This is a genomic window from Nostoc sp. (assembly GCF_036919595.1).
GTDB lineage: Bacteria > Cyanobacteriota > Cyanobacteriia > Cyanobacteriales > Nostocaceae > Nostoc.
The window spans coordinates 1-14,924 of record NZ_JBALCO010000144.1 but is presented as its reverse complement, the minus strand read 5'-3'; the positions used below and the strand labels follow the sequence as shown (position 1 = coordinate 14,924).

The window sequence follows — 14,924 nt, the reverse complement described above, 5'->3', positions numbered from 1 at the left end:
TATTCCACCTGCCAACTAGTAAGAGTGAACGTGAAATATTTATGGATGTCTCCAAATCTAATTTGCTCCTAAAACGCGTTGTTAACGTCAAAGTCATTGTTACTCCCCTCTGGAAAGAGGAAGTACAACAGCAGCTGCAAACGCAGATCAATCAACTTGACCAGCAACTGCAACAGCTAGACGTTGAAGGACAAAGAGCGATCGCTGCAATTCAAAAGCAGAGTCTGCAACCACCTGGTCCCCAGACTCTCCAACAAATTGACAATATCCAACTCCAAGTCAATCAAAAGAAAAGTGAATTTCTAGAGCAGAAAAATCAGTTGCTACAAAATCTCCAGCAAGTGCAGTTTCTCCAGCAAGATCAGGAAGTCAACCAATTCCAAATGGAAGGCTTTTTCCGGGTAGAGACGGGAGATAACCTGATTAGCAAAATGCAGGTCGAAATTGTTCTGCGTGATGGCGTTGTAGAAGAAATTCGCGGCGACATTTAAAAAGTTATGAGTCGTTCAGTTTCGGATTTTAGATTTTAGATTTTTCCTTTAATCCCTGACGCTCGTGACGCTCGTTGCGCGGCATCGTCTCCCTTTGGGAGAAGACTCGCTCTAAGCGTTGGCGCAGCCTCTCTAAGAGTTGCCATGCCGCAGGCTTTACGCAACTCTTGGAGACGCTCTTGCGTTCGCTATCGCCCTTAGCGTCTCCCCCTTCTCACATTGGGAGAGGCTAACGCCTGCCGTCAGATGCTCGTTCGCCGTAAGGCGTCCCGTTAAGGAAGGGCTGTAGGGAGGAGACCGCAGTAGCTCCCCTTTTCACATTGGGAGAAGACCGCGCTGCTTCACCAAAATCCAAAATTCAAAATCTATTGGCAGACTTTTAATTACTGACAGATATGATTTAACTTGAGTTTGGAGCGGCTCCTAGCCCAACATTCCACTTGGGAGCCAGCCCAAACAATTTCCCACACTGGAGGTGAGCTAATAAAAAGCGATCGCCCAAAGGTTGTCATCTCAACTCGATATTTAATACCAACAGAATCATCACCCCGCTTGATTTGCGTAATCGTTACAAAAGCCTGATTTCGTTGCGGATAAGCTACCTCTACCTTTCGCGTTCCTCGCACTGATGCTATGTCGTCAAAAGCATTCAGCGCAAGGGTAGCAGGATCACTACCTTGGAGCGATGAGTTAATATTTCCTAAAGGTATAGTTTTATAATCAGAACGCTCTAAGTATGCCACAACCTCTTGAGACTGATGTATTGCTCCCACCTGCTGGGCAAGTTCTTTATTAGTCTCAGCAATCGGTGCATACTGCTGACTGTGGGTAATATATATTCCAGCGCCAGTAGTGGCAAAGATACTTAGTATCATAATCAAAAACAATTTCAGCTTTGCCGGCATAAAAGTAAACAGGAATTTCAAATAGGTTTATTACCAATTTTGAATTCTAGATTGAACTGCATCCCATATCCTCTACCTGTGAGAATCTCCTGTATCTTAAGCAGTGGTTATAAGGAATATAAATAGCAATCCCATTTAATCTGTGAACAACTCGTGGTGGTTTTTGCTAGTCAACTACTAAAACGAGATCGAGATATTGGCTAACCATTGAGGATAGCTCTGTATTATAGACCTTTAAGTTATATTTAAGTTCCTATATGGAGTTAGGAACTCTCCCCCTGCTCCCTCATCTCCTCCAATGCCCAATGCCCAACCTAAAATAGAAAATCTCCAATCCAAAATTCTTTTTGTAAGAATCAAAGTATCGCGCTCACCAGACATCCTACCCCAATACCGTTCGGTAAAGATCCCTCCGTTACCGATTGCTGGATGAACTAAAAATCCCCAGACTGAAGATATGAGCGCAGCGAGATTTGTTCAATCTGGGGAGTGTCAACAAGATACAATTCGATCTGATAAAAGCTGTTAAAGTCCATAAACCATTGATTCCCAAACCACCCTATGAGCATTCACGAAGTATTTATGCCGGCGCTGAGTTCTACCATGACCGAAGGCAAAATCGTCTCCTGGGTGAAATCGCCAGGTGACAAAGTGGAAAAAGGCGAAACAGTGGTGGTTGTAGAGTCAGATAAAGCAGATATGGATGTAGAAACCTTTTATGAGGGATTTCTTGCTCATATCATAGTTGAAGCTGGTGAAACTGCCCCGGTAGGATCTGCGATCGCCTTTATTGCAGAAACGGAAGCTGAAATTGAACAGGCGAAATCTCTTGCCAATTCAGGCGGCGTGGCTGCTAATGCTACGTCATCTCCCGAACCACTCCCCGCCACAGCCTCAGCTGCAACACCTGCCTTAGTCTCTCAAAACGGGTCTAACCACAAAGAAGGAAGGCTTGTAGCTTCACCCCGTGCCCGCAAATTAGCCAAAGAACTCAAAGTTGATTTGACTACTCTCCAAGGCAGTGGTCCCTACGGTCGCATTGTCGCCGAAGATATAGAAGCATTGTCCAATCAGGGCAAGCAACCCGATACTACCCCAGTTGCCCCACCAGCACCTGTACCAAGCAGTACCCCAGTTGCACCCCCAGCACCTCGGACACCAGCACCGATACCAGCAGTAGCGGCTGTTCCTGGTCAAATCGTGCCTCTAACTACCTTCCAAAATGCTGTAGTGCGGAACATGGTAGCCACCATATCCGTGCCCGTCTTCCGCGTCGGTTATACAATTACCACCGATGGTTTAGACAAGCTTTATAAACAAATTAAATCCAAAGGCGTGACAATGACAGCGCTGCTGGCGAAAGCTGTCGCAGTGACCTTACAAAAACACCCATTGTTAAATGCTAGCTACTCAGACCAGGGCATTGTCTATCATTCTGATATCAACATTTCCGTAGCAGTAGCGATGGATGATGGCGGATTGATTACGCCTGTGCTGCAAAATGCCGACGCAGTGGATATATATTCTCTATCACGTACTTGGAAGTCTTTGGTAGAGAGAGCTAGGGCAAAACAACTACAGCCCCAAGAATACAACAGTGGTACTTTTACCCTGTCCAATTTAGGGATGTTTGGCGTAGACAAATTTGATGCGATTTTACCACCTGGGCAAGGATCAATTTTAGCGATCGGGGCATCCCGTCCGCAAGTGGTAGCAACAGCAGACGGTTTGTTTGGTGTGCGACAACAAATGCAAGTCAATATTACTTCCGACCATCGGATTATTTACGGTGCCCATGCTGCGGCGTTCTTGCAAGATTTAGCGAAATTGATTGAGACGAATCCTCAATCTTTGACAATGTAATTTTGAAAAGACACCAAATTTAAATGTTAGCGCTATCAGCGAGCAGCAGTAAGTCGTAGAGTAGCGCTAACAACAAACAATACCTACACTTAAATTTTTTATGCACATAAATTAATATCACAATGGATACCATCTGTCCATAAAACCAATTCGCAATGACGCTCGAGGCTTCGTTAAAGCAATTACGTTTTATAACGGGGATTTAGACCCCGACACAAAACATGCACTCTACTAGTTGCGGGGGACTTAAACCCTCAATCGAGGAAATCATTAGCTCATGTCCCAGTGCTTGAGGGTTCATATTTATTTAAAACGAGCGCGGCAGGGTTCGAACCTGCGACCGATTGCTTAGAAGGCAATTGCTCTATCCACTGAGCTACGCGCCCAAAACAAAATTATGGCTCCCAAAGAAGTCACCTGCATTATTATATCGTTCCTACCTACCAAGAAGCAATCGAAAATTGCAGATTCACCATTAGCAAGGCTAAGATGCTAGTCGCTAGCTAGTAAATTTACACTAAAAACGAAACAGATGGGGTTTAAATATATTGTGTTGCTAAGGGGTTATTTGCCTGTTAGCGCCAACGCCCTCTGGGCAGCTACCTTCGAGAAGTATCTAGCGATCGCTAGGTTCATTTCCACAGCACGCTAGGTAATTTCAGCCTTGGCGATGCTGCCAAATGCCATTATATATTCCATATTAAGAGTGCCCCTGTGAGGAGTTATTTGCTAGTGCCATGTTTATTCTCAAACGGCAGGATGTTGAAATCTCAAGCATTCAGCACCCAAAACGGGATCAGCAGGTGCCGATCCTCAATTATCAAGGGCAGACTTTTCGCTTGATTAGTGTTTTCAAAGCTAGTCAAGAAGAAGAAGCTAGAGCCTTATGGAGAGAATTAACGGATAATCGGGGTAAAGCCTGTGTTTTGCTGGAGGAACCGGAACGCTTTAGCGTCTGGGGTAAAATCCGTTTAGAGCATCTGGGTAATGACACAGGTGGTCATAGTAAAACGGGGATTTTAATCCAAGCCAGTATTTTGCTGTTGCAAGGTGTTTCTATCGACATTGAAGAGTTTTTAGGTGCTAGGCAATCTGCATTATTTGAGAAAGATATTGCAGAAGTATTACAGCAGAAACAATTTCCGCAGGCATCTTCTCTAGAAGCAGTTAAATATTTGGTATCTACAAATCCTTTGCCGACAGCCAAAATACCTAATTGGCAAGAAAATCATGTAGTTATCCTGTTGGAAGAACTGCATCGACTAGGAAAAGCGTATTTTGGCAACGCTAATTTTACCAAACAAGTGATTTATAAGTTAGAAGATATGCCAGAAGGGGAGCGATCGCTGTTTATCAGTTGGCTAAATCAATCGCCACTGGGTAAACTATGGCAGTAGCATGGAAATTTTTTAACAAAGTTCCTGCTACTGGTACTTGCTTTTGGTATCTGATTGTGTATTGTTTGGCAGACACAGTACTAGATATACAGTTTTTTAACTCAAAATGCTGTCAGAGTGCATCTACATAGTCAAGTCTTATGAATAACTCTTACGAGAATTCGTTCCTTTCTAAATCCATTTTCACCACTCAGAACATTGTCTTAGCTAATATTGGCTGGGCCGTACTGGCACTGCTATACTATTTGTTGTTTAGTGCCAAAGTTCCCGGAGCAGATGGCATAGAAAGCCGGGCCGAGTGGTATGTGATTGGCACAAATATTTTTGAAGGTTTAGCTTATTTGAGTGCCGGTATCTTATGCTTGAGGAACTGGCTGAGTCCACAAATCGTCAGTGGCCGGAATGTTTGGCTCTTAATTGGCTTAGGTATGCTTTCCTATTTAGTTGGGGGGATAATTTTCGGCTATACCGAAATAGTTTTAAAAAATGAACCGGATGTGTCTTCAGGCGATATATTTTTTGTACTCACTTATCTATTACTTGGCGCAGGTATGATTTTCGCTGTGGCTTCCAGGCGAATCAATCTGGAAAAATGGCAGTGGCTAATTGTGTTAGCAATCGCAGTGTTCGGTAGTTTGTTGGCATGGTGGATTTCTATGCAACAGGAAACACCCACAGAACTGCTAGTCGCTATTTTGAATTGGTTTTACGTAGTTAGTGATGTGCTTCTATTAATTATTGCTACCATTCTGCTTTTAGCCTTTTGGGGGGGAAGAGTTTCCCAGTCTTGGCGAATGATTGCAGCGGCGGCTTTTTCGCTTTACATTGCAGATATGTGGTTTAAATACGCCCAAGGTCCCAATTATCAAAGTGGGGAGATATTAGAAGTGTTTTGGGTGTTTAGTGGAGTGTTATTTGGCATGGGCGCTGTCTTAGAATATGACGCATCACTAAGACGAACGCGGCGTACCACCGGACGAAAACGAGCTTAGTAAAGATTTTGGTATCTACCGTGAGAAAATTAACAGACTCTGACAAGCAAGAAATTCTTAAGTTATATCGAGAGACTGCCGAAACAACCTCAACTTTGGCAGACCGCTATGGTGTGAGTAACTCGACAATTAGTCGCCTGCTCAAAAGCACTTTGCCAGAAGATGAGTATGAATACTTGGTCTCCTTAAAGCGGGCTGCTAGAACTCCTGAGGGTAGGGCGCAGGTAAGCTACGAGCAGTTACCCCTACCGATTCAACCAGAGCCTGAGATAGAAGTTCCACCCGTTGAAAGTGAAAGTCAACCCTTGGAGGTACCAAAAGTAGAGCCACAGCCGCGTCGGGTAATTCATCTAGAGCAGGAACTTTACTCAGAGGAAACGGCGGAGTCAATCGCCGCTAGTAGACGGGTGCGGCGACGCCCCTCGGCGTCTGAAAAACCGAAGCTCCGAGTCACAGAGAAATTAGAAACTCCAGAGCAAAAGCCGCCGGAAATAGTTAGCATCCCCATCCCACCGCTAAAGAATGAACATCCAGGAGCGGCCGTCATAGCGCAGATGCTGGGCGAAGACTTGCTAGACGAATCGGAGGATTTGGATGATTTAGAAGATGATGATTTAGAAGATGACGACTTTGAGGAAGAAGACTTTGATGACGATGACTTGGATGAGCAAAGACCTTTAGTCACAAAACCAAGACCAGGTGAAGCATCAGTTCAAGTTTTACCTCTGTCGGTAGCCAATTTGCCTAAAACTTGCTATTTGGTGATTGACCGTTCCTCGGAATTAATTACCCGACCTCTCAAGGACTTTGGCGACTTGGGGCAAATTCCCAGCCTCGAAACTCAGCAAAGAACTTTGCCGGTGTTTGATAACCATCGTGTCGCCAAGCGCTTTTCTACTAAGCGCGATCGCGTGATTAAAGTTCCTGATAGTAAAATGCTTCATAAGGCTCGTACCCATCTTCAAGCCAAGGGCATTACACGACTGTTGATTGATGGTCAGGTCTACTCTTTATCTACACTTTAGGAGTTAGGAGTTAGGAATTTCATAATTCTTAACTCTTAACTTTCAATCCTAACTCTAAGTATAGACAGCCCTTGCAAAACGCTCTGCCAAGTAGATAATGTCTTGTCTACGAGGAATTTTATTTATCCATTTTTGAGGAATATTTTCCACCCCGTAGTAAATTCCCGCTAACCCACCGGTCACAGCAGCAGTAGTATCAGTATCCCCGCCTAAGTTGACAGCTTTCAGTACCGCCTCAGAATAAGAGGAACTATTTAATAAACACCACAGGGATGACTCTAAGGTATCAATCACATAGCCACCAGAACTAATCTCTTCCACAGGTAACTTGGCAATCTCACCATTCAAAACTCTGCCAAAATGGGGCTTCTCTAACAAAAATTCCCGCACAGAATAAATTGTTTGGATATCTTGTAATGCTTGTAAATAAGCTGTTTGCAGGTCAGCCCCTTCCAAGAGCGCTACTGCAATACTAATATAAATGCCACAGGCCATTTGCGATCGCGCATGGGCATGGGTAATCGCCGAAACATCATGCACCCGCGCCAGCAATTCGCCTAAAGTTAAGTTTCTGTGACAATAAGCCATCGGCAAGATTCTCATCAACGAACCATTGCCATTATTATTTTCAACTTTGCCACCCGCCTGATGGGGAACAACTCCCTGTTTCAGGCGCATAATTGCTGTGTGGGTAGTTTGACCAATATCAAAGACATCGCCACGAGGAGTCCAGTAAGCCTCCTTGTACCAGCGCCAGAAGGAATTAGCTATAGCATCCAACGAATACCCCCGACAAAGGCATTCTGCCAAGCAAAAGCTTAACGAACTGTCATCTGACCAAGTTCCTGGTGGTTGATTCCATGTGCCATAACCCAGCATTGTTGTCACTGGAGATTTCACTCGTTCAGCACGGCTAGTAAACTCCACTGGCACACCCAACGCATCACCGACACATAAACCCATCAAACCAGACAACGTTTTTGCAGCGGTTAGCATTATTCAATCTCCACAATAATTGCTCAAAATTAACTTTATAGATTCCCTCTATAGCTTGTTGCAACAGATGCTACAGCCTACTTTTTCATCCTATGTGAAAAGCTCGGTAAAAAGTTGTTAATCGGGTATTTTATTTACCATATCCTGACTTATACCAATTCGCTATGGAGATGCACTTAATTTTTATTAAACGAACCGCCAAGTATGCCAACGAAAAAGGAATAATCATTAAATGCAAGTTTCCGGATAATTAGTATTAGTTTGAGTTTCAAATATTCTATTAATTTAAAAGGTGTCTGGCTTTAGATAAAGAACTAGGATAAAAATGTATTGAAATCTAAGCGTAATAGCTTATCTATTATTATCAAGGATAGTTACCCTGTAATTAATATACATTAATAATAACACTTATTTAATAAACCCTATGAATTTTTGGAAACATTTTCACATGATTTTAAATTGGAATATATAAGTAAGAAATACAAAACTTGGTAAAAATTATGAGGCGCTTACTCAAGTCTTTCATGACAATTCCTGCATTGTCTTCCTTAATAGTTGCTCTTCTTGTTCTATCTGCTGACCAAGCTTCTGCTGAAACCAAAAAAGTACTGATGCTAGTTATGTATGTTGGTGCTGGTGTTGCAGATGGGGTTACCAGCGGTGGACAAGGCATCAACGACGATGCCACATTTGGTGGTAATCTCACAGGTGGCGTGAAATTAGGAAATACGCCGTTTTCTGCACGCGGTAATGTCCTCTGGAGTAATAAGACGAGTGCCATCATCCCAGAACTTTCTGTGGATGTGCCCATCGCCAATAGAACTAATGCTTATTTAACTGGTGGTTATTCTTTTGTAGAGAAAGATGGGTCACCAACTCCCATAAATAACAGAGATTCAGTAGTGATAGGTGGTGGTGTAGACGAGAAAGTTGCTAATAATTTTCTCGTCTACACTAATGCCAAGGTAGGGCTTGGTGCCTACCAAAATAGCGATGCTTCTGCTGTTAGCATCAATGGTGATATTGGCTATAGCTTCAAATAAAAGATTATTGAGTCCTCACTCACTCTATACTTTACTTAGTACTCAGGACTTAGCACTTCTTCACTCACTACTCCAAAAAGCTGGTTTTGTTAAGTGTTACATCACTGAGAAAGCCGCCTTTTGCCGTGGTAAAATTAAAAGATTCCTCTTTATTCTGGCCGGATTACCGGGGATCAAGTAGCCGAAGGGTACTGATTCGGCGTCTACTAATGCTTTATTGAGAATACTATACAAGTCTAATGGTTAAATCTGCTCCTTCCCCCATCGCTAGCCGTAAGCCTTCCAAACTAGAAGGAATCAAGGAAAATAGTAATTTTTTGCGTGAACCTGTAGCAACTGAGATCCTTCAAGATACTACCCATTTTACCGAAAATGCGGTGCAGCTTTTGAAGTATCACGGTTCTTACCAGCAGGATAACCGTGACAACCGCACCAAGGGACAGGAAAAAGATTACCAGTTTATGCTGCGGACAAAAAATCCGGGTGGTTTGGTGCCGCCGCAGCTGTATCTGGCTTTAGATAAACTAGCTGATGAGTATGGCAACCACACCTTACGAGTAACTACTCGTCAAGGTTTCCAAATGCACGGAATTTTAAAGAAGAATCTTAAGACAGCGATCGCCACAATTGTCAAGAACCTGGGTACGACTTTGGGAGCTTGTGGCGACATTAACCGCAACGTGATGGCACCACCAGCCCCCTTTAAGAATCGCCCAGAGTATCAATATGCTTGGGAGTATGCCCAGAATATTGCTGACTTGCTCTCAGCACAAACAGGTGCTTATTACGAAATTTGGTTGGATGGGGAAAAAGCAATTAGTGCTGAAGAAAACCTTGAGGTGAAGGCGGCACGAGGGCGCAATGGGAATGGCACAATTATTCATAACAACGAAGAACCAATCTATGGCACTCACTATATGCCCCGCAAGTTCAAAATTTGCGTGACGGTGCCAGGGGATAATTCGGTTGATTTGTATTCCCAAGACCTGACCTTAGTAGTAATTACCAATAAGAAGGGACAATTAGAAGGATTTAATATTTTTGCTGGTGGTGGCTTAGGTAGAACACACGGTAAAGAAGAAACTTTCGCTAGGTTAGCAGACCCCATCGGTTATGTAGCCAAAGATGACGTTTACGATGTAGTGAAAGCAATTGTTGCTACCCAGAGAGATTATGGCGATCGCACTGATCGTCGTCATGCCAGATTAAAATATCTAATAAACGATTGGGGCGTAGATAAATTCCGTACCCAAGTTGAAGAATATTTCGGTAAATCAGTCGAAGCCTTCAAACCATTGCCAGAGTTTAAATATCACGACTTCCTCGGCTGGAATGAACAAGGTGATGGCAAGCTATTCTTAGGAATTTCCATTGAAAATGGTCGAATCAAGGATGAAGGTTCGTTTCAACTAAAAACCGCCTTGCGGGAAATTGTCGAGCAGTTAAACTTGTCCATCCGCCTGACGCCCAACCATAACCTGATTTTTTACGATATCGAACCAGATAGCAAAGAAGCCATTCAAGAAATTCTCAATAGTCACGGTGTTGTTTGTGATCCTGATAAAATCGAACCTTTAGAGCGGTATGCAATGGCTTGTCCTGCTTTGCCCACTTGCGGCTTGGCAATCACGGAATCAGAACGAGCAATACCGGGTATTTTGGAGCGGATTCGCACTCTGTTAGATAAAATAGGTTTACAAAATGAATATTTTGTGGTAAGGATGACAGGATGCCCCAACGGCTGCGCTCGTCCCTACTTAGCAGAATTGGGCTTTGTCGGTAGCGCTCCAGAATCTTACCAATTATGGTTAGGGGGTTCGCCAAATCAGACTCGACTGGCGCAACCTTACACAGATAAGCTACACCATAATGACTTGGAAAGCTTCCTAGAGCCAATTTTTGTTTACTTTAAGAAATCTCGGAAATCTAAGGAAAGCTTTGGTAATTTTTGCGATCGCGTTGGTTTTGATGCCATACGGGAATTTACTGCCACCTACGACCCGCAAATAGCCAATGGTGCAAACAAATCACGCCACCGGGTGAATTTGAAAGAAGAGGTTTATAGCAAGTTGAAGGAAGTAGCCCAAAGTCAAGGTAAGCCGATGACTCAGTTAGTTACTGAAGCGCTAGAGGCTTACTTTCAGAATCTTTCATAAGCCGAAAAATTGAAGATAATGAAATCAAACAGAGACACAGATAAATCCATCTGTGTCTCTCTCGCGTAAGTCCTAATGCAGTTTAGGTAACACATCCACAGAAAAACTGAACTATGGTAACAACAGTAAAATTCGCAGAGACTAGGGATGTGCTGCAAAACATCAGCTGGCAGACATTCAAAGCGATGCTGGCAGATATGGGATCTGAGCGAAATAAAAGGCTAGCTTATGACAACGGAATTGTAGAAATTATTACCCCGCTGATGCCACACGAGAACTCAAACCGTCTGATTGAAGGTTTTGTTCTTGTGCTGTGTGAAGAATTTGGTTTAGAAGTTAAAAGCGCTGGCTCGTTGACTATGACGCGGGATGATTTGGAGCGAGGAGCCGAACCGGATAGTAGTTACTATATTCAAAATGAATTCTTCGTCCGTAACAAAGAAAATATTGACCTGAATACAGATCCACCACCAGACTTAGTACTAGAAGTGGAATATTCCAGACCTAAGATAGACAAATTGACCCTTTACGCTTCAATGGGAGTCCCAGAATTCTGGCAGTATAACGGAAATGTGTTGAGAATCTACACCCTTAACAATGGACAATACTCGCAAAGCGATCACAGTCCAACTTTTGCGCCTGTGCTGGTGACGGAGATTCCCCGATTTATCCAAGAAAGCAAGAAAGTTGGACAAATAGCAGCAACTCGTGCTTTCCGTACCTGGGTTAGACAGCAGATGTCTATAGCAGGGCAATAATTTATCAAGAAAAATGTCTCAACTGCAAAGAATTGCGATCGCACCCTCCCAACTTCAGCAAGGGCAAATTTTGCTCACAAAAGAACAGCAACATTATTTAGGGCGTGTGTTGCGCTTGCGTGAAGGCGATCGCTTTATTGCAATGGATGGTAGGGGAAAATGGTGGTTGGCGCAGCTAGCAGGGGAGCAGGCACAGGTTTTAGAACCACTTTTAGTAGAAACAGAATTACCTATATCGATTACGCTAATGGTGGCGTTGCCTAAAGGCAATGGATTTGATGAAGTGGTACGGTATTGTACAGAGTTGGGAGTAACTTGTATTGCACCAGTATTGAGCGATCGCACTTTGCTTCATCCTAGTCCTCAAAAACTCGAACGCTGGCGGCGCATCGCAATAGAAGCCGCCGAGCAATCAGAGCGCTCATTCGTGCCGACAATTTTAGAGCCTGTTACTTTTAACACTGCTGTCACCACGAATCAGACAAGTCACCGCTACATTTGTGAGGCTCGTCGAGAGTATCCCCATTTAAATAAAGTGCTGAGTAACATATGTGAGGAGATTGTCATTGCTACTGGCCCAGAGGGAGGATGGACAATACAAGAAATTGAAAATGCGAAGTCAGCTGGATTTCAACCTGTTTCCCTTGGTCGGCGCATCCTGAGAGCAGTTACAGCCCCGGTAGTAGCATTATCCTTGATTACCGCAATTTGTGAAGTATAAATGATTTATAGCTCACGCAAATCTCCTTTTGCGCGAGACATCACTCCAGTGTGTATTTAAAGTGATGATTGAGCAAGTTGCGATCGCCTTTGAGCATAAAGATTATCAAACAGCTGCTAAATTACTCAAACAGCTGCGAAAAGAATCACCAGACAATCCTTGGGTGCAATTTTATCTTGGTCGATTGCATGAAGTATCTGGAAAATATCAGGATGCAAAAAAAATTTATCGGCAACTGCTGCGAGATACGATAAATACCAAAATAGTGACGTTAGCACGTCAAGGTTTGCGACGACTGCAAGAAATGGAGCTAGAAGAAAGACAAAGAGCCATTTCTCAAGCAACATCTCAACCTAATAACACTGAACTTGGCGTACTAATCTTAGAGCCTCTCAGTAACGAGATGAAAACAGAAGCATCTCGAAAATTCGCCCAGATTATGCAGCTAGACCCTTATACTGCACGATTAGTATTGCCAAGTCGTGGCTGGAGATTGTACCGCACTGGACAAGTAGGAGAACTTAAATTTTACGGGAAACAGTTACAGCAGGCTGGCATTCCTTGCTTTTGGGCAACAATAGCTCAAATTCAGCAAATTCAAGTTTATCAAGTCAAATATTTTCAGGAATTTACCCCACAAGTTACTGTTGTTTGCTGCAACCAGGCAAATCAACTCGGTTCTCTCACCTTTGATTGGTCAGAAATCACAGCAAGAGTAGTGGGACTTTTGCCCATTTTTGAACAAGTTGTAGATGTTGATGCCTACCGGAAACTGGAACGGAAAACTCAAACACAAGACTATACCCAGTTTTGTGATTTACATCTACCTGGTAGACATTGCATTCTCCGATTTCATGACAGCGGCTATGAATTTCAGCAAGGTTTAGAAATCATTCCCCAAGCTAGCCAAAATACAATCAGAATTAATTGGAATAGTTTATCAAGTTGGATTGACCAGCAACTACCTCAAGTCAAAATTTGGTCAGATTTCACGTCCTTTGCAGATACAACATTAGATCAAACAGAAATGCTGGGTAATATCAAGTCTCACATTTATCTATTTCGCAGGGAAGAGACTAATTGGGACTCAGCTTTTCATTTATATAGTGGACTGGTGTTTGTTAAATAATTCGTAATTCATAATTCGTAATTAAGTTTACTATTACCTATTGCCTACCTTAAGAAGTAAGTTTACAAATCAAATAGGAGTGCCATATCTAACCTATGAATACAGTAGCCAACCAAAATCAACAGTTAGGCGGTTTGTACGTTCAATCCCTAGCCAACACCTTCAACAATTAAACTTGCCTTCTGGCTTCAGTGGTGAAATCGTCTTTGAGTTCACTCTCAACAAAGGTCGCGTAGGACGGGTAGTGTTGGAGCAAAAAGCCTCAACCCTAAAAAATGCAGTTGTAGTGGAGAAAATTAAGCGATCGCTCCTAGTTTGAATTCTCCCATCTACAACTGATAAACTTATCTTAATCTTGCGTATTCACACTTAACTCATCAGTTCTATAAATACACTAAGTAGACGTTAAATTCCGCGCCTCTGTGACTTAACCAGGCTTTTTTATCTGACGTGCCATGTCTAAGTAAGCACTCATATTCGCTCCTGGACGCCGCCGTCCATTAGAGCTAGTAGCCGAAGGAGAAAGATATTTAGGCGCAAAGGTTGTTTCTTTCGGCTCCTCTTTTAGTACTTTGGCTGCTGCGGCTTTTGCATTTTTGCCAGGTTCAACTTTAAGACCCTCAGCAGTCTGAACTAGCGTAACATCAGCTGGTTTGGGATTTTTGGCTGGTTTTGCCTTACCCTTGGCTGTGGCAGTTTTTGTTCCGTTCAATGAATCTGGCTTGGATGGAGCTGGTGCTTCTGATCCAATTGATGCCGTTACTTTCTTAGCATTCGCTCCAACTGTCTCTGCTACTTTCTTCACATTCGATGCTACATCTTTAGCAGCATCTGTCACAGCATCTTTGGCTTCGTCCAATTCTAAGAAGTAGCCGTTGCTTTTCTTCTTCCCTGGTAAGAGTCCCGTAATGAAACCCAAAATACCGTTAAGAAAACCCTGAATACTCGAAATTGACTTTTTGATAAAACCCATTACAATTGCTCCTGCCTTTTACCTTTTATATTTGAAACTCAACCGTAATTGTTAAAAATTACGACAAAATGTTACATTTTATGCTTTGCGTCACCCCATTCTGGTGACAACCGTTATGGGTTTGTGCTTAATCAACATTGTAGTAAAACTAGAGGGCAAATGTTTTCTTGCAAGCACTTGCGACCTGTATCACTGAGAACTAATTATTAAATTTTACTGTAACTAAGAGCAAGATCCTGAAAGCAGGCTTCACAATAATTAACATTTCTTTGTTTTAAAATTACTGATTGGAGAAAAGTAAGCGGTTTACTTTCAACCAATGGGAAGAGTGTCATAGTTTGTTGACAGATAGCAACGGTACTCAGTTACATTTTCTACAGAACGCCTTATGTGAATTAAGCCACAGGATGCTGTTCAAAAGTAAGAACATCAATACCAAAACGCTGGCGCAGAAAAATACGCAGAGTATGACTGG

General features: G+C 42.9%; 15 protein-coding genes and 1 tRNA gene. 12 read left to right on the top strand and 4 right to left on the bottom strand.

What is annotated here, in order from left to right; translation table 11 throughout:
- Positions 1–41 precede the first annotated feature (41 nt).
- On the top strand, positions 42–491 hold the full coding sequence (locus tag V7K21_RS21935; protein ID WP_069072569.1) for a YlqD family protein: 450 nt from the start codon (positions 42–44) through the stop codon (positions 489–491).
- Between the two features lie 383 nt (positions 492–874).
- Here the strand turns inward: V7K21_RS21935 and V7K21_RS21930 are convergent, their stop codons facing one another.
- Positions 875–1,396, bottom strand: coding sequence for a hypothetical protein (locus tag V7K21_RS21930; RefSeq protein WP_335177326.1), 522 nt, complete (start codon positions 1,394–1,396; stop codon positions 875–877).
- Positions 1,397–1,957: 561 nt separating this feature from the next.
- Between V7K21_RS21930 and V7K21_RS21925 the strand changes: the two genes are divergently transcribed.
- Positions 1,958–3,259 (top strand): dihydrolipoamide acetyltransferase family protein, encoded by a 1,302-nt coding sequence (locus V7K21_RS21925; RefSeq protein WP_335177325.1) that lies wholly within the window; start codon positions 1,958–1,960, stop codon positions 3,257–3,259.
- A 313-nt stretch (positions 3,260–3,572) separates the two neighbouring features.
- On the opposite strand, the gene V7K21_RS21920 is transcribed toward V7K21_RS21925, so the two are convergent.
- Positions 3,573–3,645 (bottom strand) — tRNA-Arg (locus V7K21_RS21920).
- 351 nt (positions 3,646–3,996) lie between these two features.
- Here V7K21_RS21920 and V7K21_RS21915 point away from each other — a divergent pair.
- From V7K21_RS21915 to V7K21_RS21905, 3 genes are all read left to right on the top strand, one after another.
- On the top strand, positions 3,997–4,656 hold the full coding sequence (locus tag V7K21_RS21915) for an Npun_F0813 family protein (protein WP_335177324.1): 660 nt from the start codon (positions 3,997–3,999) through the stop codon (positions 4,654–4,656).
- Between the two features lie 140 nt (positions 4,657–4,796).
- Positions 4,797–5,648 carry a hypothetical protein gene (locus tag V7K21_RS21910; protein ID WP_335177323.1) on the top strand — a complete coding sequence of 284 codons (852 nt, stop codon included), beginning with the start codon at positions 4,797–4,799 and terminating at the stop codon, positions 5,646–5,648.
- Positions 5,649–5,668: 20 nt separating this feature from the next.
- Positions 5,669–6,673: a transposase gene (locus V7K21_RS21905; protein ID WP_335177322.1), complete on the top strand. Its 1,005-nt coding sequence runs from the start codon at positions 5,669–5,671 to the stop codon at positions 6,671–6,673.
- 54 nt (positions 6,674–6,727) lie between these two features.
- On the opposite strand, the gene V7K21_RS21900 is transcribed toward V7K21_RS21905, so the two are convergent.
- Positions 6,728–7,669, bottom strand: a complete 942-nt coding sequence (locus V7K21_RS21900; protein ID WP_335177321.1) for an ADP-ribosylglycohydrolase family protein — start codon at positions 7,667–7,669, stop codon at positions 6,728–6,730.
- Between the two features lie 500 nt (positions 7,670–8,169).
- Here V7K21_RS21900 and V7K21_RS21895 point away from each other — a divergent pair, with 500 nt between their 5' ends.
- The 6 genes from V7K21_RS21895 to V7K21_RS21870 all read left to right on the top strand — a co-directional run bounded on the left by V7K21_RS21895 (position 8,170) and on the right by V7K21_RS21870 (position 13,795).
- The gene (locus tag V7K21_RS21895) at positions 8,170–8,712 is read left to right on the top strand and encodes a hypothetical protein (RefSeq protein WP_335177320.1); all 543 of its coding nucleotides are present in this window, start codon (positions 8,170–8,172) and stop codon (positions 8,710–8,712) included.
- 239 nt (positions 8,713–8,951) lie between these two features.
- Positions 8,952–10,868, top strand: a complete 1,917-nt coding sequence (sir, locus tag V7K21_RS21890; RefSeq protein WP_335177319.1) for a sulfite reductase, ferredoxin dependent — start codon at positions 8,952–8,954, stop codon at positions 10,866–10,868.
- Between the two features lie 113 nt (positions 10,869–10,981).
- Positions 10,982–11,626: a Uma2 family endonuclease gene (locus V7K21_RS21885; protein WP_335177318.1), complete on the top strand. Its 645-nt coding sequence runs from the start codon at positions 10,982–10,984 to the stop codon at positions 11,624–11,626.
- Between the two features lie 13 nt (positions 11,627–11,639).
- A complete protein-coding gene (locus V7K21_RS21880; RefSeq protein ID WP_335177317.1) occupies positions 11,640–12,347 on the top strand; it encodes a 16S rRNA (uracil(1498)-N(3))-methyltransferase in 708 nt (235 codons plus the stop codon).
- Between the two features lie 64 nt (positions 12,348–12,411).
- Positions 12,412–13,476 carry a tetratricopeptide repeat protein gene (locus V7K21_RS21875; protein ID WP_335177316.1) on the top strand — a complete coding sequence of 355 codons (1,065 nt, stop codon included), beginning with the start codon at positions 12,412–12,414 and terminating at the stop codon, positions 13,474–13,476.
- A 79-nt stretch (positions 13,477–13,555) separates the two neighbouring features.
- A complete protein-coding gene (locus V7K21_RS21870) occupies positions 13,556–13,795 on the top strand; it encodes an after-VIT domain-containing protein (protein ID WP_335177315.1) in 240 nt (79 codons plus the stop codon).
- 108 nt (positions 13,796–13,903) lie between these two features.
- Here the strand turns inward: V7K21_RS21870 and V7K21_RS21865 are convergent, their stop codons facing one another.
- A complete protein-coding gene (locus V7K21_RS21865; protein WP_335177314.1) occupies positions 13,904–14,449 on the bottom strand; it encodes a hypothetical protein in 546 nt (181 codons plus the stop codon).
- Between the two features lie 287 nt (positions 14,450–14,736).
- On the opposite strand from V7K21_RS21865, the gene V7K21_RS21860 reads away from it, so the two are divergent.
- Positions 14,737–14,924: hypothetical protein (locus V7K21_RS21860; RefSeq protein ID WP_335177313.1), on the top strand; the 188-nt coding region annotated here is incomplete at its 3' end.

Excerpts from the sequence above, each read along its gene's own strand:
- V7K21_RS21935 (WP_069072569.1), top strand. The coding sequence starts at position 42 with ATGGATGTCTCCAAATCTAATTTGCTCCTAAAACGCGTTGTTAACGTC.
- V7K21_RS21930 (WP_335177326.1), bottom strand. The coding sequence starts at position 1,396 with ATGCCGGCAAAGCTGAAATTGTTTTTGATTATGATACTAAGTATCTTT.
- V7K21_RS21925 (WP_335177325.1), top strand. The coding sequence starts at position 1,958 with ATGAGCATTCACGAAGTATTTATGCCGGCGCTGAGTTCTACCATGACC.
- V7K21_RS21915 (WP_335177324.1), top strand. The coding sequence starts at position 3,997 with ATGTTTATTCTCAAACGGCAGGATGTTGAAATCTCAAGCATTCAGCAC.
- V7K21_RS21910 (WP_335177323.1), top strand. The coding sequence starts at position 4,797 with ATGAATAACTCTTACGAGAATTCGTTCCTTTCTAAATCCATTTTCACC.
- V7K21_RS21900 (WP_335177321.1), bottom strand. The coding sequence starts at position 7,669 with ATGCTAACCGCTGCAAAAACGTTGTCTGGTTTGATGGGTTTATGTGTC.
- V7K21_RS21895 (WP_335177320.1), top strand. The coding sequence starts at position 8,170 with ATGAGGCGCTTACTCAAGTCTTTCATGACAATTCCTGCATTGTCTTCC.
- sir (WP_335177319.1), top strand. The coding sequence starts at position 8,952 with ATGGTTAAATCTGCTCCTTCCCCCATCGCTAGCCGTAAGCCTTCCAAA.
- V7K21_RS21885 (WP_335177318.1), top strand. The coding sequence starts at position 10,982 with ATGGTAACAACAGTAAAATTCGCAGAGACTAGGGATGTGCTGCAAAAC.
- V7K21_RS21880 (WP_335177317.1), top strand. The coding sequence starts at position 11,640 with ATGTCTCAACTGCAAAGAATTGCGATCGCACCCTCCCAACTTCAGCAA.
- V7K21_RS21875 (WP_335177316.1), top strand. The coding sequence starts at position 12,412 with ATGATTGAGCAAGTTGCGATCGCCTTTGAGCATAAAGATTATCAAACA.
- V7K21_RS21865 (WP_335177314.1), bottom strand. The coding sequence starts at position 14,449 with ATGGGTTTTATCAAAAAGTCAATTTCGAGTATTCAGGGTTTTCTTAAC.